Below are 20,086 nucleotides of genomic sequence, written 5' to 3'. Positions count from 1 at the left end.
TCCAGCGCTTGTCGGGGCTGATCAAGGCGCTTGCGCTTTTCATAGTTATAACAACTTCTTCATGCGTCCTGCAAGTGGGATGACAATCAGACCTGCAATCGCTACCTGCATGACATTTCCTGGGATAGAGCCAAATGGCTGGATCCAGTTTCCGTATAGGATTACTTCAGTAAAATAGTAGCCGACGATTTTAATGACAAGGGCAACGACAACTGCCAAGGAATAAACAATCACTTTCTTGCCGGGCATTTTTTCAGCCATCAATCCCGCTACATACCCCATTGCACCGACGATAACGAAAGTGAACGGTGCCCACAATGCCCAGCCGGAGATGATGTCGAACAAGCCCATACCGAAGGCTCCTGCTATTGCACCTGTTTTCCTTCCGTAGACGAAAGCGGCAATAAATAGAGGAATGTTGCCCATATGGATCAGGCCTCCATTACCCATAATTGGCAGCCTGATGTTAATGAACATGGTTGCCACGACAGTCAATGCAATAAATAGCGCATTAATGACTAAAACTTTTGTTTTAGTTGTTTCTTTGGTTGGAGTATATGCTGTATTCATTTGGAAACCTCTTTCTTTGTTCAGGACCTTTTCGTATGCCTCGAAACTTCCTTTTTACTTACTATCATACTCCTTAATGGTAACTTAATAAATACGTAATAATATACACTTGTACAGAATTTTGGGAATTTTGCTCTTCTCCCTTATGTTGTGTTCGCGAATCGATGCATTGATATAGGGAAACATAACGATATCTTATTTGGAAATCGATCATGGGGAGTTGGCAGAAGTGAGTAAGGTATCAAATATGTTCTGGATTTCTCTCGTTCTTGCGAGTGGATTTGTGATTTGGGGCGTGGTTGCTCCGGTTCCATTAGGTGAAGTAATGGATCAAACCAATTACCTTATATATTGCTAATCAGCCATACAGGTCTCTTCTCAGTTTACACAACTGGCGGGGGACCTTTTTATTGAGCTAATTTTATAAATTCTTTTGCCTTTCCGCTTATAGAAAAAAGTTCCCCTGCATTTCAATTTATTGCTTTATCTAAGATTCGAAGAGATTCAGCAGCAAAGGGACAAGTCATTATTTAAAGACTGTTTATCTAATACTGCAGCGGGTATCATCGTTTGTAAAACATCAAAAATATATTTGGGATTTCAGCTGTTGACAATAATCGTTTACGGTTGTAAACTGTAAGTACAAATCGATTACAATTGTAAACAAGAGAGGTGCTGGCTATGCAAAAGGAAGAAAATCTAGAGATTACCGATTCTGAATGGGAAGTAATGAGGGTTGTTTGGACGCGCAGGAAGGCGACCAGCAAAGAGATCATTGATGTGCTGCAGGATAAGAAAGACTGGAAGCCTGCGACTACGAAAACCTTCATTGGCCGCCTTGTCAAAAAAGGTGCCCTAAACACAGAGGCGTCTGGAAAAAAATTCATATACACTGCGGCTGTCAGTGAGGAGGAAAGCCTTAAATCACTGAAGGCTGGATTATTCAATCACATCTGCAATACGGCGGTAGGAAAAACAATCGCCGATCTCATTGCAGAAGCGACACTGAGCCATGACGATATTGCGATGCTTGAGAAAGTTTTACAGTCAAAGAAAAAGGAAGCAGTGGAGCTGATTGTCTGCAATTGTGTTCCCGGTCAGTGCCATTGCCAAGAAAATCATGATATGGAATGCCATTAAATCAAAGGAGTGTTTACTAATGGAAAAGATTATATTGAAGATAGATGGTATGACATGCGGACACTGTGTTGGAAAGGTTGAAAAATCCTTGAAATCGCTCCCTGGCGTAGAAGTAGCCAAGGTGGATTTAAAGAAGGGTACGGCAAAAGTGAAATATGATGATTCCAAACAAACAATAGATAAGATGAATGAGGCGGTCCGTGAAGCTGGTTATGAATCTGAATCCACATCCAAAAGGTGGCTGATTTAAGATGACTGAAAAAACATTGACGATTGAAGGCATGACCTGTGCATCATGTGCTCAGTCTGTTGAAAAGGCTGCGAAAAAGCTGCCAGGCATGAAGGAAGCAAGTGTAAACCTGGCGACTGAAAAATTAAAGGTTAATTTCGATGAAAATGCTCTGAAAATAAAAGATATCCAGGATGCTGTAGAGGGTGCGGGATACAAGGCGATCACAGATGTTGTAAAAAAGACCTTCATTATTAACGGGATGACCTGTTCATCCTGCGTCCAGTCGGTTGAGAAAGCGACAAGGAAACTGGGTGGAGTCATGGAATCAAATGTAAATATGGCAACAGAAAAAATGGTGATCCAATTCGATCCGACTTCTGTTACGGTGGCTGACATCAAGAATGCAGTTGCCGACGTCGGCTATGAAGCACAGGAGGATATTGGCGCTGAGATTTCTGCTGATGCAGACAGAGAGAAAAAGGAATTGCATATCAAGGAAATGTGGAGACGCTTCTGGATTTCAGGTGTATTTACAATCCCATTGCTGCTTGTATCAATGGGCCATATGCTCGGAATGCCGCTTCCAGAAGTGATTGACCCGATGCAAAATCCAGCTGCATTTGCAATTGTCCAGCTGATCCTGACAATTCCAGTGATGTATTTAGGGAAGCCATTTTTCACAGTCGGCTTCAAGACACTGATTAAGCGGCACCCTAACATGGATTCACTTGTTGCATTGGGAACAAGTGCCGCATTTCTCTATAGTCTGTTCGCGACAGTCATGATTGTCATTGGCGATGAAAGCTACGCGGGGAATCTATATTATGAATCGGCGGCGGTTATTTTAACGCTGATCACGCTGGGTAAATACTTCGAAGCCCTTTCTAAGGGTAAAACATCTGAAGCAATCAAGAAGCTGATGGGCCTTGCACCGAAGACAGCTACTGTTTTAAAAGATGGAGAAGAGGTGGAAGTCTCTGTCGATGAAGTCCGGGTTGGCGATATCGTTATCGTAAAACCAGGGGAAAAGATGCCTGTAGATGGGATTGTCGTCGAGGGAACGACTTCTGTAGATGAAGCGATGCTGACAGGAGAAAGCATCCCGGTCGAAAAAACGGTTGGCTCTAACATTATCGGTGCCAGCATCAATAAAACCGGGACAGTCCGTTATGAAGCAACAAAGGTCGGAAAGGATACAGCTCTTTCCCAAATCATTAAGCTGGTTGAAGATGCACAGGGATCAAAGGCGCCGATCGCGAAAATGGCGGATATCATTTCGGGGATTTTTGTTCCAATCGTCATAGTACTTGCAATTCTTACGGGTCTTGCCTGGTATTTCGGAGGGCAGACAGGTCTCTTCGCCTTTACAATCACGATTTCTATACTTGTCATTGCCTGCCCATGTGCGCTTGGGTTGGCCACTCCTACTGCGATCATGGTCGGAACAGGTAAAGGTGCCGAGAACGGCGTATTGATCAAGAGCGGCGCGGCACTAGAGACGGCCCACAAAGTTGATACTATCGTATTTGATAAAACCGGTACGATCACTGAAGGCAAGCCTGTTGTGACTGATATTGTCACGGTTAATGGCATCACAGAAGAGGAGCTTCTCACCCTTGCAGCGTCCGCTGAAAAGGGTTCCGAACACCCGCTGGGCGAAGCGATTGTAAGGGAGGCGCAAGTGAAAGGTCTCAGCCTGGCAAAAACAGTAGGCTTTAACGCAATTGTCGGCCACGGAATCGAGGTGACGATCGAAGGCCAGAATTTATTGCTCGGAAACCGCAAACTAATGGATGACCGAGGAATACAACTTGCAGATTTGGCACAGATCTCTGACCAACTTGCTAACGAAGGCAAAACTCCAATGTATATCGCAAAGGAAGGCAAAATTGCCGGAATCATCGCCGTTGCTGACACGGTAAAAGAAACAAGCCTCAAAGCTGTTGAAAAGCTTCATAAAATGGGAATTGAAGTCGCAATGATTACCGGCGACAACAAACGCACAGCTGAAGCAATCGCCAGACAAGTCGGAATCGACCGCGTTTTGAGCGAAGTTTTACCAGAAGACAAAGCAAATGAAGTCAAAAAGCTCCAGGATGAAGGCCAGAAGGTGGCAATGGTTGGAGACGGCATCAATGACGCACCTGCCCTTGCACAGGCTGACATCGGGATTGCCATTGGCTCCGGAACAGATGTTGCGATGGAGTCAGCAGATATAGTCCTGATGAGGAGCGATTTGATGGATGTACCGACTGCAATCGAATTAAGCAAAGCAACCATCCGCAACGTAAAACAAAACCTGTTCTGGGCATTTGCCTATAATGTCGTAGGAATCCCAATCGCAATGGGAATTTTGTACCTGTTCGGCGGACCATTGCTGAATCCAATGATTGCCGGTGCGGCCATGAGCCTAAGTTCGGTATCAGTATTGTTGAATGCATTGAGATTAAAAGGTTTCAAGCCTTCAAGAGTATAACGGAAAAATGAGGACCTGTCCCTTGAGGATAGGTCGCTTTTGTTTTCAGTATCTCTGGCTTTTTTATTAATCTCGAAGGTCTAAATATTTTATTTTTCCTTAGATAACATTTTGAAAGTTTATATTGTCCAAACCTAAGTACACGTGTTAATATCAGAATATTAAAAATAATATAAAAAATATTTACCGGAGGAGGAGTGGCTTTTCACTCACCAAAGACATTACATAACCATTTTCGTAAAGTTGGGGAGGATAAAAGATGAAGAAGAGTCTGGCAGTTATACTAAGCGGTGCGATGCTCCTGTTTGCTGCGTGCGGTGGCGGAGGCAGTAACCAGGCGAGTGGTGACAAGAAAGAGAAAACAGTCACAATAGGGATTACCCAGATTGTGGAACATCCGTCTCTTGATGCAGCGAGGGAAGGATTTATTGAAGCGCTTAAGGATGCAGGTTATGAGGAAGGAAAGAATCTGAAGTTTGATTACCAGAATGCCCAGGGTGATATGAACAATAATGCGTCTATTGCGCAAAAGTTCGTTTCGGATAAAAATGACCTTATTTTAGCGATAGCGACACCTAGTGCCCAGGCGGCGGTCCAGGCGACAAAGGATATTCCAGTTCTGTTCACTGCCATTACGGATCCTGTCGGTGCTGAACTGGTCCAATCCATGGAGAAGCCAGGAGGAAATGCTACGGGTACAACAGATACACATCCGGATGCCATTCAGAATACAATCGCTGCCATCAAAAAGTTCATCCCAAATGCCAAGAAGGTCGGGATTATTTATAACAATGGGGAATCCAACTCTGTCGTAAATGTGAAAAATGCAAAGGAAGCTTTGGAAGCAGAGGGACTCGAAGCGGTAGAGACTACTATTTCAGCCAGCTCTGAAGTGAAGCAGGCCGCTGAATCCCTGGTTGGCCGTGTAGATGTTCTCTATATCCCCAAGGATAACACTGTCGTAGCAGCGCTCGAATCTGTGATCACAGTTGCAAATGATAAAGATATTCCGATGTTCGTGGGTGAAGGAGATTCTGTAAAACGAGGAGCCTTCGCTTCCTATGGACTAGATTATCACGACCTTGGCTACACCACTGGTAAAATGGCAGTCGAAATCCTCAAGGGCAAAAAGCCTGGCGATATTCCGGTTGGCTATCCGGAAAACCTGGAATTGGTCATCAACAAAAAAGCCGCTGAAGAGGAAGGAATCACGCTGACTGAGGATATGATCAAAGATGCAAAAATTGTAAGAGAATAATAGGGTGGAGCCTGCAGGGTTTTTGCAGGCTCTTATTAATAAAAAAGAAAGTATAAATTTTACTTCGAGAAATGTTCAGCTCCAGCGCCTAGCCCCTCGAGACGTTACGGTCCTGCCAATGAAGTCAAAGAACGACTTCACTGTCAGGCCCTCCAACGCTTGTCGGGGCTGACCAAGGCGCTTTCGCATTTCTTGTTCAGCTGACCAGATGATACTATTTTCCTAATCTAAATAAACCGAAATACCCTTCTAAATAAAACCAAAACATAATACTTTTTAACGATGTGAAAAAAGGGGGTATGGGTTTGCGAAGGAGTAAGAGGATTATGTCATTATTGATGGTTTTATTGCTGATGGTGCCGGTTGCTGCAAAAGCTGGAGATTTAGGCGGGGGATCTTCCGGAACTCCTGGAACATGGTATGTTGGTTCTAACCCTTCATGGGTAGATCCAGCCAAGTCGCCGATCGTCTTCATTCATGGTTACAACAGTTCGGCCTCAGTCTGGTGGGACGGCAATGATATGTATGAGACCGCTCTGGCCAATGGATATCAAACAGCATTCATCGACCTTTATCCGGAAAAAGATATGTGGGAAAATGGGGCAATGCTGGCTGGAAAGCTAAGGCAAATTTATGAGTATTTCGGCTCCAAGAAGCTGGTCGTGGTTGGCCACAGCAAAGGCGGAGTCGATACCCAGACCGCGCTTGTCCATTACGGGGCGCACCAGTATGTATCGAATGTCATCACTCTTTCATCACCGCATCATGGCACACAGCTATCAGACCTAGCCCACAGCAGCTCTGCCTGGTGGCTGGCAGCCTTGCTTGGAAACAATAATGATGCGACACGTTCACTGCAGACAGGGAATATGAGATATGTCCGAAGCATTACGGATGGAAAGGCTGAGGCAAAATTGAACCGCTATTATACATTAGGCGGATACAAATGGGGTTCATTCGGCAGTGCTTTATATTGGGGAGGTCTGTATTTAAGCAGCTATGGTTCCAATGATGGCGTTGTCACGGTTTCCAGCTCCCGTTTGCCTGGCGGATCAATCATCCGGGAAGGGGCCTGGAACCATACGACCATTCGCGAAGGCTCATATACTTTTTCCATATTCAAACCATATACACTCTCAGAACAGCCGGCCATTTCAAATACATTCTCAGCTGCCGAGAGCATGGCAGAACCTGAGACAAATCGAATTGTCAAAGGCGGCAAAGCTGAGAAAGCGATCAGAGAAAGTTTCGTGATCGAGGAAGGCGCAGAAAGCTTCCAAATGGCATTCCTCAGTGAAAAGAAGATGGCTTCGCTCAAACTGAAGGGGCCGGATGGCCAGGAGTATAAGGCGGCAAAAGTCGAACAGGATGCCGGTGACTTCTTCGAAGGTGCATGGGTCCATACTTTTAAAATCGGAAATCCAGAGGCAGGGAATTGGAAAGTGACAGGGCCAGCCGCCTCATACCTGATGGTTGTCAGCATTGACAGTCCGCTTGATGCTGAACTGAAAAAGGAAGTAAGTCAAGGTGTGAAAGCTTCATATAAAACAAAGTGGATCAAATATGAGCATGATGGCAAAAAGAAGCTTAAGGAAGCAGGAAAAGGTTCGAAAGCTGGCAAAGTCCTCGACGGTGATCTTGCCGAGCCAGGTGTATACAACCTGACAACAGAAGTAACAGGAATAGACGCGAAAGCGAAGCCTTTCGAAAGAACCATTATTGAATCCATCTATGTCGATGAAAATGGAAAGACTCATAGATAAAGGAAGAGGCGGCTGGTGGAATCCAGCTGCTGCTTCTTATGAATGGCAGGTTTCACGGAGCTTCTTGTTCGAACACCATGCATAAGGGTACATTTATCCATAAAGTGTGCCCTTATGTAAGGAAAATCCGATGTAAAGGGGTGTATTTATCCCTGAAATGTGCCCATATGCAGCCCCGCTTCTAATATAGCCTGTTCTACCTAAAATCAAATTCTGCCACTAAGTCTTATTCACTAAATTATACATAAATGATGGAGTGGAAGGATTACCGTCCGATATAGAAGATAAGCAGAGTTTGAACACCAGGAGGAGAAAGTAATGCATGTTTTGGATTTGGTTGCGAGAATCAACAATTGTGTCGAAGAACTCGATTTTGCTGGCGCAAGGATGTATATGGAGGAGAACATCGAAATCCTGAATGAACATCGCAGCCGTTTAAAATCAAATGCGAGGGAATTGCTCGAATTTTTGACGAAAAGGATGGAAGATGGACAGCAGCCGCTTACGAGGAAAGAAATGGCGGTCATCAATACGGTGAACAGCTATGCTTCAAAGTTTGACTTGAGAGGCTTGAAGGTAATCATCAGGGACCACTCACTATTATTTTTACGGAATGATATTGAAGCCTACTTAAATACGGATGCGAAAATCATCCTTGAGGGCATGGGAGCGATACCAAAGGCAGCAAGTTAAAGAGAGTTCATATAAGTGTTGATGACGGCTTCTCGGGGATGAGGCCGTTATTTTTTTTTGATGAAACATTCCTGATAAATCTTCCGTCTATCACAAAGTGGAAATAATTTCACCCTGAACATTACAGGATTTTGGCAGAAAATAGCGAATATAGACTTATTAGAGTAAAAAAGTAATAGTTTAAATAGATAAATAGATTTTAAGGGGGAAGTTTCAGTGGGGAATCATATGAATCCAATAGTTGAAAGAATATTAGCGAATATTGATAAGGTGATGACGGGTAAGAGGAATGTGTCGGAGCTTAGCTTGATTGCATTGCTTGCCGGAGGACATGTGCTGCTAGAGGACGTACCCGGTGTCGGAAAGACGATGATGGTCCGTGCGCTCGCGAAGTCTGTCAGCGCCAAGTTCAGGAGGATCCAGTTCACACCAGACCTGCTGCCTTCCGATGTGACAGGGGTTTCGATATACAATCCAAAAGAGATGGAGTTTGAATTCAGGCCAGGCCCAATCATGGGAAATATCATTCTTGCTGATGAGATCAACAGGACATCTCCAAAGACACAGTCGGCTCTTTTGGAAGGAATGGAAGAGCATAGTGTGACGGTTGATGGTGTGACCCATATACTTGGCAAGCCGTTTTTCGTCATGGCGACACAGAATCCAATTGATTATGAGGGTACCTATCCATTGCCGGAGGCACAGCTTGACCGTTTTCTGTTAAAAATGAAGATGGGTTATCCTGCTCTGGAGGAGGAAATGGAAGTTTTGCATCGGGCGCAGCGGAATCTTCCGATCGAAAACCTGCAGCCTGTTGTAACGCTTGAAGATCTGCGTGACCTGCAACAGAGCATTAAAGAAGTAGTGGTAGATGATACGATCAAGCGATATATCGTAGAACTGGCTAGCCGGACTCGCGGTCATTCAAGTGTATATCTTGGTGTCAGCCCTCGTGGATCCATCGCCTTGATGAAGGCTGCCCAGGCATATGCATTTATTTACGGAAGGGATTATGTCATTCCCGATGATATTCAGTACCTTGCACCATATGTTTTCGCCCACAGGATCATTTTGAAATCAGAGGCCAGGTTCGAAGGGATCACAACCGAGGATGTTGTCAACAGAGTGTTGGCGAGAGTGCCTGTGCCGGTTCAAAGGCTCGTGAAGTAATATGAAAAAATATTTCCAAAAGTTCAAAGAAGTTTGGAAGCTCATCGTTTTACTATTGTTGATTTTGATTACCTTTTCTTATGCCATGTTCCAGGGCGGATTTGTCAGCTGGTTCCTGTTTTACAGCTTCTTGCCATTCGCTCTGTATGCATTAGGCCTCGCTTTTTATTCTATAAAAGATATCAAGGCGGAAAGGGTGTATACGAAACAGGAATTTAACGCTGGAGAGAAGTTCAAAGCCAGCATCGTACTTGAAAGGAAAAGGATATTCCCGCTGTTTTATGCGATTGGCGAAGAAGCAGTCGGGGATACACTTTCCGGTCACCGGGATTTGCAAAAGGCGAGGACTATGCTGTTTCCAAGATTCAACCGGGTATTCGGCTTTGATTACTCGATTGAAAACCTTCCTCGCGGTGAGCATACATTACAGGGCATCAAGTTTAAAACGGGGGATCCGCTCGGATTAATTGAAAAAGAAAAGCTGCTGCCGGTTGAAAACAAGATTCTGGTTTATCCTGCGTATCAGGATATGGTTTACAGGCCGGCCGCCCATCATTTTGACCAGGGGATGACGGCCTCGAAGGAGCGTGTCCAGCGTGATACGTCAATGGCTATTGGTGTCCGTGAATACCAGCCGGGAGACCGGTTCTCATGGATTAACTGGAAGGCGACTGCAAGGCGGAATGACATTATGACAAAGGAATTCGAACAGAGGCAATCGCATGATGTGACCGTTCTGATGGACTGTGCCCCTGAACCGCGCTTTGAAGTTGTCGTATCTTTCACTGCTTCAGTCATCAGGGCGATTTTACGAAAAGGCGCGCAGGTAGGCTTATTGACGCTAAGTGCTGAGCGAAAGGCATTTCCTGCCCGTGGCGGTGAAGGTCAGCAGCAACAGTTGCTCTACCATCTTGCTAAAATCCGGGATGAGTCCCCAGTCCCGTTTAACCGGGTCCTTGAGGCAGAGAGCTTTTTAGCGCAGCAGAACAATTCCATCATGCTGATAACCGCACAATTGACAAAAGAGTTGATTGAAAAAGCTGCCTTCTATAATCAACGGAACGGATCAGTCAGCATTTTCCTGGTCAAGAATCGTCAGGAATCCCTGGCGAATACGGAGAAAAATTTAAGAGCCTCGGCCAATGCAAGGGGAATCCATCTTGTTATGGTACATGACGGACAGTTCGCGGAAGCCTTCTCGGAGGTGAATAGAGGTTGAGGAACGATAATCCAAAAAAAGACATCACTTTCTTTTTGCTATATATTTTCAGCTTTTTGCTGCTGTGGGAGTGGCTTCGGCCATTGAAGGAACTGACAGATACCGGACACCTAAGTGTGTTTCTCGGTTTTGTGTTTGTTTCATTGATGATGTCCTACTTCAATATGCCGTTTCTTCCGTCATCTATCATAAAAATTATCATTATCCTATATTCCGTCCACTTTATGTATTATGAGGGAACTTTCTTCAGCCTGGAGTGGTTTGGCCAGTTGTTCAATGAGGTTGTCGCTAATTCAGGGATTATCATGAATGCAGAATGGACCGAAATTTCCAATGCGTTCAGGACGTTGCTGTTTTTCACCTTGCTTTGGCTGATGGCATACCTGATTCAATACTGGCTGATTAACAGGAAACAAATTTTCGTGTTTTTCTTCATGACTCTCGTTTATATTACGGTACTGGATACGTTTACTCCTTATGAAGCAGACCTGGCGATCGTCCGGACCGTGATTGCGGGTTTTGCTGTGATGGGGATTCTGGCGTATTACCGGATTGCAGATAAGGAAGAGATAAATAAGAACCTGAAAAGTGTGAAAAGGTGGATGGTACCGCTAGTCGCCATGATTGTCCTGAGCGTAGGGATTGGCTATGCAGCCCCGAAGGCTGACCCAATCTGGCCGGACCCTGTTCCGTTCATCACCTCATATAATGAGGATTCAGGTGAAGGAGGCGGAGGGGTTAAAAAAGTCGGTTACGGAACGGATGATTCCGCACTTGGCGGGCCGTTCATCGGAGACGATCGGGTCGTTTTTACTGCGGAAGCCGATGGTCGTCATTACTGGCGGATCGAGACCAAAGACGTCTATACAGGTAAAGGGTGGATTACAGACAAGGGGACTGCCGTGCCAGTGGAATTTTCACCTGAGCAGACCATCCCGATGCAGCCTTTTGAAGAAGAAGTCAAAACGGAACAGCGGACGAGCAAGGTTATCCCCAAGATTGGTTATCCTCACCTTGTCTATCCGTTGGGGGTGACACAAGTCAAGGCATCTGCGGGGCAATCCTCGCTCCAATTCAGCCTTGATCCGACAACCGAAAAAATTATGTCAATGGCGGATGGACAAGCGGGTTCGATTGGACCATACTCGCTTACTTTTGATCACCCGGTCTACAGTGTAGAAAAGCTTAAGGCAGCCGGACCTGAAGAGGTGGAAGCAGAGTTTGCCTTTCTCTCAAAATATACACAGGTACCTGAAGAGCTTCCGGAGCGGGTAGTTGAGCTTGCCGAGGAGATTACGAAAGACAAAGGGACGTGGCTGGAAAAAGCACAGGCGATTGAAAAGTACTTCCGGTCGAACGAATTTGTCTATGATCAATCGAATGTGGCAATCCCAGGTGAAGATCAGGATTATGTCGACCAATTCCTGTTTGAAACAAAGCGCGGCTACTGTGACAATTTCTCAACATCGATGGTTGTCATGATGCGCTCCGTCGGCATTCCAGCGCGATGGGTAAAGGGTTATACAGAAGGTGAATATATCGATACACTAGGGAATGGCCGCCGTCTTTATGAGGTTACCAATAACAATGCCCACTCATGGGTAGAGGGTTATTTCCCTGGTGTCGGCTGGGTGCCATTTGAGCCGACGCAAGGATTTTCAAATAACGTTCAATTTGAGTATGACAATAAAAATGGCTCACAAAACCAAACGGGCCAAGGAGAAGAGGAAGATACAACACCAGCAGCTCCGGTGAAGCCTGAACTGCCAGAGGAGCAGGCAATGGTCGGTAAGCCAGAGGCCTCTTTTTCAGAAGGCTTGAAAAATGCAGGAGCATTCCTGAAGGATAACCTGCAGAAGATTTTCCTCACATTACTCGTAGTTGCTGTGTTCGCCGCAATCTCATATAGATTGAGAGGGAAATGGCTCCCTATCGTGTATATCCTTCTTTATAAGTACAAAAAGCAAAACAAGTACTTGGAGAAAGCCTATATCGTCCTATTGAAAGAGCTAGGGAGATATGGCCTGAAGAGAGAGAAAGGCCAGACATTGCGCGACTTTGCCAACTATGTGGATTCATTCTTCTCTACAAACGAGATGCGCTGGCTCACGGAAAAATATGAAGAGTATCTTTACCGCGGCGATATGGATGAAGAAATGTGGCAGGATGCGAAAAAGTATTGGGAGTTCATGATCCGGAAAGTTAGTGCTTGACCGATAAATTATTATACTGATACAATGTTTGCAACTATATAGAATCAACCTTCATATATCCTCGATAATATGGTTCGAAAGTATCTACCAAATCACCGGAAATGATTTGACTATGAAGGCAGGCTTCTTTTTGTTCGTAACGGGCTGGAATCCTGCTTTCCTATTTTTTTTGGAGGCAGGATTCTGGCTTTTTTTATTCAAAAGGCTCTGTTAAACTTGACTGTTGATTTTCGTTCCAGGCGCTTCGCTTTCCGCGTGGAAGAATTAAGAAAAAGCCCTACTGCCGGCTTTTTCAAGATCAAATTCTTCCTTGCAGTCGGGGAGCCTCCTCGGCGCTTTAAGCGCCTGCGGGGTCTCCCCATGACTTTCTCATCCCGCAGGAGTCTTCGCGCCTTCCACTACAATCAACAGGAGTTGAAATGCAATATTTTGCTTTAACAGAGCCATGCAAAAAAAACGCGGCGACAAACCATACTATTTATATACCTTCTGCTTACGTAATATTCCGCGTTCCTATTTTTATAATGAGGTGACTTTATGAAAACCGAGCTGAAAGACCAGGAAAAGATTATTGTATTAGATTTTGGCAGCCAGTATAACCAGCTGATCACGAGAAGGATCAGGGAATTTGGCGTCTACAGCGAGCTTCATCCACATACGGTTACGGCAGCTGAAATCAAGGAGATGAATCCAAAAGGAATCATTTTCTCCGGAGGGCCGAACTCTGTCTATGATGAAGGGGCTTTCCGATGTGATGAAGAAATATTTGAGCTTGGTTTGCCAATTTTGGGCATCTGCTACGGAATGCAGCTGATGACGATGCATTTCGGCGGCAAGGTCGAGAAGGCAAAGAACCGTGAATACGGAAAGGCCTTGCTGACTCTGCATAACCAGAACAGACTGTTTGAAGGAACACCGGGCGAACAGATTGTCTGGATGAGCCATGGAGACCTCGTCACAATGTCACCGCCGGGATTTTCAGTGGATGGCGTCAATCCATCTTGCCCAATTGCAGCAATGAGTGACGAGAGCCGCAAGCTTTACGCAGTCCAATTCCATCCTGAGGTTCGCCATTCCATCTACGGAAATGAACTTTTGAAAAACTTCGTGTTCAAAGTATGCGAATGCGAGGGCAACTGGTCGATGGAAAACTTCATCGAAATCGAGATGGAGAAAATCCGCCAGCAGGTCGGTGACAAGAAAGTGCTTTGCGCGCTAAGCGGGGGTGTGGATTCCTCGGTAGTAGCGGTGCTGATCCACAAAGCGATTGGCGACCAGCTGACTTGTATCTTTGTTGATCACGGTTTATTGCGTAAAGATGAAGCAGAGGGAGTCATGAAGACTTTTGCTGATGGCTTCAACATGAATGTCATCAAAGTCGATGCGAAGGACCGTTTCCTCAGCAAGCTTGAGGGAGTTTCCGATCCGGAGCAGAAACGTAAGATCATTGGAAATGAGTTCATTTATGTGTTTGATGATGAGGCCGAAAAACTGAAAGGCATCGAGTTCCTTGCGCAGGGAACATTGTATACCGATATTATCGAAAGCGGTACGGCGACAGCACAGACGATCAAGTCCCACCATAATGTTGGCGGATTGCCTGAGGATATGCAGTTCAAATTGATCGAGCCTTTAAATACATTATTCAAGGATGAAGTGCGTGCCCTCGGAACAGAGCTTGGCCTACCGGATGAAATTGTCTGGCGCCAGCCATTCCCTGGACCAGGTCTCGGTATCCGTGTCCTTGGAGCCATTTCCGAAGAAAAGCTGGAGATTGTTCGTGAATCAGATGCCATCCTCCGCGATGAAATCAAGAAAGCCGGTCTTGACCGTGAAATCTGGCAATACTTTACCGTCCTGCCTGATATCCGCAGTGTTGGCGTTATGGGTGATGCGAGAACCTATGATTACACAATTGGAATCCGTGCGGTAACGTCGATTGATGGAATGACATCAGACTGGGCAAGGATTCCTTGGGATGTCCTTGAAATCATCTCGACAAGAATCGTCAATGAAGTGGCTCACGTGAACCGGGTCGTTTATGACATCACCAGCAAACCGCCTGCAACAATTGAATGGGAATAAAATCCGAACGATTTTAAAAACGAACATGAAAATGTTCGTTTTTTTATTGACTCAGGTCAAAAGCCCTGTTAGAATAAAACTGAACTTAAATAATTTGTCATAATTCGTCGTATAATCTTGGGGATATGGCCCAAAAGTTTCTACCGAGCTACCGTAAATGGCTTGACTACGAGGTATATAAATCATGGCTGGCGATCTATCAAACTAATACTCGATTGCTGCCATCATTTTTCCTATTACCTTCAGTCAACGCCCGGTATCCCGTGGCGTTTTCTTTTTGGCCTTATTTCCTGAATTCTATTCAGGGGGAAAGAAAAATGAAGAAGTATTTTGAATTTGAAAAGCTCGGCACAAACTATCGCCGCGAATTCATTGGCGGAATGACCACATTCCTCGCCATGGCCTACATCCTGGTTGTTAATCCTAATATACTCACACTGGCAGACATACCCGACCTTCCGGAAGCATTGAGGATGGATACAGGAGCTGTATTCGTAGCGACAGCACTTGCCGCAGCTGTTGGCTCCATCATCATGGGCCTGATCGGTAAGTACCCAATCGCCCTTGCTCCTGGAATGGGCTTGAACGCATTCTTTGCTTACACAGTCGTCCTAAGCCACGGAGCACCATGGCAGCATGCGCTTGCAGCAGTGTTCATCTCCAGTGTGTTCTTCCTGATCCTGACGATTTCAGGCTGGCGGGAAAAATTGATCAATGCCATCCCGGTTGAACTAAAGCACGCAGTCGGAGCCGGTATTGGATTGTTCATCACATTTATCGGATTGAAAAATGCGGGCATTATCATCGATAATCCAGCAACCCTAGTTGGTCTGGGCGATCTGACAAGTGCCAATACATTACTAGCGCTTTTTGGTTTATTGATTACAGTCATTATGCTGACAAGAGGGATTCATGGGGCAGTATTCTTCGGAATTATCCTAAGCGTCATTGTCGGAATGATTTTCAACCTTATTGAAACACCTGAAAAAGTAGTCGGAGCAGTACCAAGTGTTGCACCAACCTTTGGAGCAGTTTTCAGCGCTTTCGGCGATCCATCATTCTATACATCAACCATGCTCGGGATCATCCTGACATTCCTGTTCGTTGATTTCTTTGATAACGCCGGTACACTTGTGGCGGTTGCCAACCAGGCGGGTTTAATGAAGGATAACAAGCTTCCGCGCGCCGGCCGCGCATTGTTTGCAGATTCAATCGCTTCACTTGTTGGTTCCATTTTTGGAACATCGACAACGACATCTTATATTGAATCCTCTGCGGGTGTAGCATCAGGAGCAAGAAGCGGATTTGCTTCGCTTGTTACGGCTGGATTCTTCCTGTTATCACTATTCTTTTTCCCGCTGCTCTCAGTCGTTACTTCTGCTGTAACAGCGCCAGCATTGATTATTGTTGGAGTCCTGATGGTTTCTTCTCTTGGTAAAATCGAATGGGGCCGCTTTGAAATCGCGGTACCATCATTCCTGACTATGATTGCGATGCCATTGTCATCCAGCATTGCAACTGGAATCGCAGCAGGTTTCATCTTTTATCCAATCACGATGATTGTAAAAGGAAAGTCAAAAGAAGTACACCCGATTATGTATCTGTTCTTTGTGATTTTCGTTCTTTACTTTGTGTTTTTGACAGAATAGCAAGGAGGTCCAGCGGATGACGCTGGATCTTTTTTTGGCAAAAATTGAACAGGTCGTGTTAATTACTCCGGATTGACTTATAAATCTTCCTTTTATACGATATTCCCATAGAACAAGCTGAAACGGGGATCCGGCATGGACAATATCGAAGTAAAAAAAGGTTTAAATAATAATGTCTTGATTGCTGACCACCCAACATTAGGGGAAGTCATCCTGATCGGCAAGGGCATTGGCTTTAATCGAAAAAAAGGAGACAGGCTTGAAGAGGGGCAGGCAGAGAAAATGTTTGTCCTGAAGGATGAAAAGGAGCAGGCGAACTATATCAAGCTTTTGCCTTTTGTTGAGAATGATCTGCATGAGGCCATCATTTCTTCTATTGAATTAATCAAGAAAAGGACAGACAGCCAGCTGAACGAACACATCCACGTTGCCCTGACAGATCACTTAATGTTTGCGGTGAACAGGATCGCACAAGGCATGGAATTCAAAAACCCTTTTTTGGTGGAAACAAAAACACTGTATCCTACCGAATTTGAAATCGCGAAAGATGTTGTACAGCTGATTAAAGAGAAGTCAGGGATTGAACTTCCTGATGGGGAGATCGGATTTGTTGCTCTCCATATCCACAGTGCGGTAATGAACCGAAATTTGTCTGATGTTAATAAACACTCGCAACTTGTGACAAAACTGGTACAGATAATTGAAGAAAATCTCGATATAACCATCGATAAAGAAGGTATAGACTACACAAGGCTTATACGCCACATACGTTTTACGATCGAAAGGGTCAATAATGGTGAAACGGTAGAGGAGCCAGAAAAATTTGCAATCCTCTTGAAAGAAGAATATCCAGTGTGCTACAATCTTTCGTGGAAACTCATTAAAGTGATGCAACAGACCTTGAAAAAACAAGTATGCGATGCTGAAGCCGTGTATCTGACGATGCATTTGCAAAGGCTTCAGAAAAAAGTTAAATAAAGCAGTTATATCTTACGTGTTACTGATTCGATCAGGCATGAGTAAAGAATGTAATTGAAATGGAGTTTTATGGGTAATATATCCGTATGCTTCTTTCGAGACATCTTTCTCATGCCTTTTTTATTTGTTTTTTTACTGTTTGTAACCGCTTTAGGAGAAAAAATTTCAGGAGGTCTTCCTATGTTTAAGAAAGCTTTTGGTGTTCTTCAAAAAGTAGGTAAAGCGCTGATGCTTCCAGTTGCACTGCTGCCAGCAGCAGGTATTCTGCTAGCTCTTGGTGCCGCGCTTAGAAACCCTGCTTTATTGGAGCTTGCTCCGTTTTTAGATAACAGCGGCGTCGATATGGTGGCTGCTGTTATGCAAAATGCCGGGGACGTTGTCTTCGGAAATCTTCCGTTGTTGTTCGCGGTCGGTGTAGCTGTTGGTTTGGCTGGCGGTGAAGGTGTTGCCGGTCTGGCAGCAATCATCGGGTACCTGATCATGAACGTGACAATGGGTACTGTTCTTCAAATCACTCCAGAGGATGTGAACGGTCTTAACTACCAGAGCATCCTTGGTATTCCGACCCTGCAAACGGGTGTCTTCGGCGGTATCATCGTTGGTATTATTGCCGCAGCTCTTTACAATAAATTCTTTGAAATCGAGCTGCCATCTTATCTTGGATTCTTCGCTGGTAAGCGTTTCGTGCCGATCATCACAGCAGGAACAGCAATTTTGCTTGGCCTGGCCATGCTTGTCATCTGGCCTCCTATCCAAAATGGACTGAATGCATTCTCGCAAAACATGGTTCACGCAAACTTGACACTATCAGCATTTATCTTTGGTGTAGTTGAACGTTCATTGATTCCATTCGGATTGCACCACATTTTCTATTCACCATTCTGGTTTGAGTTTGGTTCTTATACGACTGAGGCAGGCAATGTAGTCCGTGGTGACCAGCGTATTTTCATGGCTCAGATTGCGGACAATGTTCAAAACCTGACTGCTGGTACATTTATGACTGGTAAATTCCCGTTCATGATGTTTGGCCTTCCGGCTGCAGCATTAGCGATTTACCATGAAGCACGTCCGGAAAGAAAAGTAGTAGTCGGCGGTTTGATGGTATCTGCTGCTTTGACTTCATTCCTGACAGGTATCACAGAACCTCTTGAGTTCTCATTCCTGTTCGTAGCTCCAGTACTATTCGGAGTTCACGCGATTTTCGCAGGTCTTTCATTCATGACGATGCATCTATTAGATGTAAAAATCGGTATGACTTTCTCTGGTGGTCTTATTGACTACATTCTGTTTGGACTGATCAATCCTCAGACAAATGCGTGGATTGTCATTCCGGTAGGTTTAGTGTTCGCGGTAATCTACTACTTTGGTTTCCGTTTCGCGATCCGCAAGTTTAACCTGATGACTCCTGGCCGTGAAGCGGTTGAAGAAGATCAGGAAGAAGGCGGTGCAAAAGGCCAAGCTAGCGACCTTCCATATGAAGTTCTTGACGCAATGGGCGGCAAAGAAAACATCGCCCACCTTGATGCGTGTATCACTCGACTACGTGTATCTGTAAATGACATTAACAATGTCGATAAAAATCGTCTGAAAAAGCTGGGTGCTGCCGGAGTACTTGAAGTCGGCAACAACATCCAGGCCATTTTCGGGCCGCGTTCAGAGACGATTAAGGGTCAGATGAGAGATATCATGAATGGTAAAAGGCCTCGTCCGGTTGAAACAAACCAGGCAACAGAGGTTGAGCAGCAAATTGAAGAAGTAAATCCGGAAGCGTTGCAGACGCATCATGATGCAGATTCTGCAGCAGAAGCATTCGTTTCTCCTATTAAAGGTGAAATCCTGCCAATCACAGAAGTCCCTGACCAGGTATTCTCAGGAAAGATGATGGGAGACGGATTTGCTATTGTTCCTGCTGAAGGTACAGTTGTATCACCAGTAGACGGAAAAATCGTCAACCTGTTCCCGACAAAGCATGCGATCGGAATCCTATCTGACTCTGGACGGGAAATCCTTATCCATGTGGGCATAGATACAGTGAACCTGAAGGGACAAGGATTTGAAACACTTGTATCTGAAAATGACGCTGTGAAAAAAGGGCAGCCATTGTTGAAGGTTGACCTTGATTACATCAAGAAAAACGCAACATCCATTATTACTCCAATCGTATTCACTAACCTTTCAGAAGGGGAAAGCATTGTCATCAACAAGAAAGGCAATGTGGATGTGAAGGACGAGAATATCATTACAATTTCTAAATAAGATTGAAACTAAACAGCCGGTCTCCTGAATGGAGGCCGGCTGTTTTTATATATAGAAGAAAAAGCAGCAGCAAAATATTTCCCAATTATTTCAAGGGTTATTCGTGTTGACTCTGGGCATGTCCGATGATAGTATATAGAAACAGTCGCAAACAGGTTAACAACATTTTGATGTTAAAAAAATAAATCAAAAAAGCTGTTGACTTTTAACGCTGTGATATGATAAATTATTAAAGTCGCTTCTGAGCGGCACGCACAACTTGCTCTTTGAAAACTAAACAAACAAGCGTCAACAAACAATAAATGATCATGTTTCTTCTATAAGAACATGAGCCAACGTTTTAACTTATGAGCTAACTCATAACTCTTTTTTGGAGAGTTTGAT

Annotated in this window: 15 protein-coding genes and 2 riboswitches; of the genes, 14 read left to right on the top strand and 1 reads right to left on the bottom strand. The window is 44.7% G+C overall.

All coding sequences use genetic code 11. From position 1 onward, the window contains the following. Positions 1 to 45 precede the first annotated feature (45 nt). Positions 46 to 570 (bottom strand): ECF transporter S component, encoded by a 525-nt coding sequence (locus tag J7E37_RS12960; RefSeq protein ID WP_215024294.1) that lies wholly within the window; start codon positions 568 to 570, stop codon positions 46 to 48. A 229-nt stretch (positions 571 to 799) separates the two neighbouring features. Between J7E37_RS12960 and J7E37_RS22290 the strand changes: the two genes are divergently transcribed. The 14 genes from J7E37_RS22290 (at position 800) to ptsG (ending at position 19,702) form a co-directional block, all read left to right on the top strand. After that, positions 800 to 928, top strand: coding sequence for a hypothetical protein (locus J7E37_RS22290; protein WP_285290330.1), 129 nt, complete (start codon positions 800 to 802; stop codon positions 926 to 928). Between the two features lie 323 nt (positions 929 to 1,251). Further along, a complete protein-coding gene (locus tag J7E37_RS12955) occupies positions 1,252 to 1,710 on the top strand; it encodes a CopY/TcrY family copper transport repressor (RefSeq protein WP_214782484.1) in 459 nt (152 codons plus the stop codon). Between the two features lie 19 nt (positions 1,711 to 1,729). Continuing rightward, on the top strand, positions 1,730 to 1,960 hold the full coding sequence (locus J7E37_RS12950) for a heavy-metal-associated domain-containing protein (RefSeq protein ID WP_214782481.1): 231 nt from the start codon (positions 1,730 to 1,732) through the stop codon (positions 1,958 to 1,960). Between the two features lies 1 nt (position 1,961). Then, positions 1,962 to 4,418: a heavy metal translocating P-type ATPase gene (locus J7E37_RS12945; protein WP_215024292.1), complete on the top strand. Its 2,457-nt coding sequence runs from the start codon at positions 1,962 to 1,964 to the stop codon at positions 4,416 to 4,418. Positions 4,419 to 4,677: 259 nt separating this feature from the next. Then, positions 4,678 to 5,676, top strand: a complete 999-nt coding sequence (locus J7E37_RS12940) for an ABC transporter substrate-binding protein (protein ID WP_215024290.1) — start codon at positions 4,678 to 4,680, stop codon at positions 5,674 to 5,676. A 326-nt stretch (positions 5,677 to 6,002) separates the two neighbouring features. Further along, positions 6,003 to 7,439, top strand: coding sequence for a lipase family alpha/beta hydrolase (locus J7E37_RS12935; protein WP_215024288.1), 1,437 nt, complete (start codon positions 6,003 to 6,005; stop codon positions 7,437 to 7,439). Positions 7,440 to 7,757: 318 nt separating this feature from the next. Beyond that, positions 7,758 to 8,132 (top strand): hypothetical protein, encoded by a 375-nt coding sequence (locus tag J7E37_RS12930; protein WP_215024286.1) that lies wholly within the window; start codon positions 7,758 to 7,760, stop codon positions 8,130 to 8,132. A gap of 228 nt (positions 8,133 to 8,360) precedes the next feature. Beyond that, positions 8,361 to 9,302 (top strand): AAA family ATPase, encoded by a 942-nt coding sequence (locus tag J7E37_RS12925; RefSeq protein WP_214782537.1) that lies wholly within the window; start codon positions 8,361 to 8,363, stop codon positions 9,300 to 9,302. 1 nt (position 9,303) lies between these two features. Continuing rightward, positions 9,304 to 10,521 (top strand): DUF58 domain-containing protein, encoded by a 1,218-nt coding sequence (locus tag J7E37_RS12920; RefSeq protein WP_215024284.1) that lies wholly within the window; start codon positions 9,304 to 9,306, stop codon positions 10,519 to 10,521. Continuing rightward, entirely contained in the window at positions 10,518 to 12,734 is a 2,217-nt protein-coding gene (locus J7E37_RS12915; RefSeq protein WP_215024282.1) for a DUF4129 domain-containing transglutaminase family protein, read from the top strand. Before J7E37_RS12920 ends, J7E37_RS12915 begins: the two co-directional genes overlap by 4 nt. A 31-nt stretch (positions 12,735 to 12,765) precedes the next feature. After that, a riboswitch (purine riboswitch) is annotated at positions 12,766 to 12,867 on the top strand. A gap of 404 nt (positions 12,868 to 13,271) precedes the next feature. After that, positions 13,272 to 14,819 (top strand): glutamine-hydrolyzing GMP synthase, encoded by a 1,548-nt coding sequence (gene guaA / locus J7E37_RS12910; protein ID WP_215024280.1) that lies wholly within the window; start codon positions 13,272 to 13,274, stop codon positions 14,817 to 14,819. 87 nt (positions 14,820 to 14,906) lie between these two features. Further along, positions 14,907 to 15,008: riboswitch (purine riboswitch) on the top strand. 128 nt (positions 15,009 to 15,136) lie between these two features. Continuing rightward, positions 15,137 to 16,468 (top strand): NCS2 family permease, encoded by a 1,332-nt coding sequence (locus tag J7E37_RS12905; protein WP_215024278.1) that lies wholly within the window; start codon positions 15,137 to 15,139, stop codon positions 16,466 to 16,468. Between the two features lie 135 nt (positions 16,469 to 16,603). Next, complete coding sequence (gene glcT, locus J7E37_RS12900; RefSeq protein ID WP_215024276.1) at positions 16,604 to 17,446, top strand: glucose PTS transporter transcription antiterminator GlcT; 843 nt, start codon at positions 16,604 to 16,606, stop codon at positions 17,444 to 17,446. Positions 17,447 to 17,626: 180 nt separating this feature from the next. After that, complete coding sequence (ptsG, locus tag J7E37_RS12895; protein ID WP_215024274.1) at positions 17,627 to 19,702, top strand: glucose-specific PTS transporter subunit IIBC; 2,076 nt, start codon at positions 17,627 to 17,629, stop codon at positions 19,700 to 19,702. The last annotated feature ends 384 nt before the right edge of the window (positions 19,703 to 20,086 follow it).

Origin of the sequence: Bacillus sp. ISL-39 (assembly GCF_018613295.1) — a bacterium.
In the GTDB taxonomy this organism is placed as follows: domain Bacteria; phylum Bacillota; class Bacilli; order Bacillales; family Cytobacillaceae; genus Mesobacillus.
This window is presented reverse-complemented; position numbering and strand designations above follow the sequence as displayed.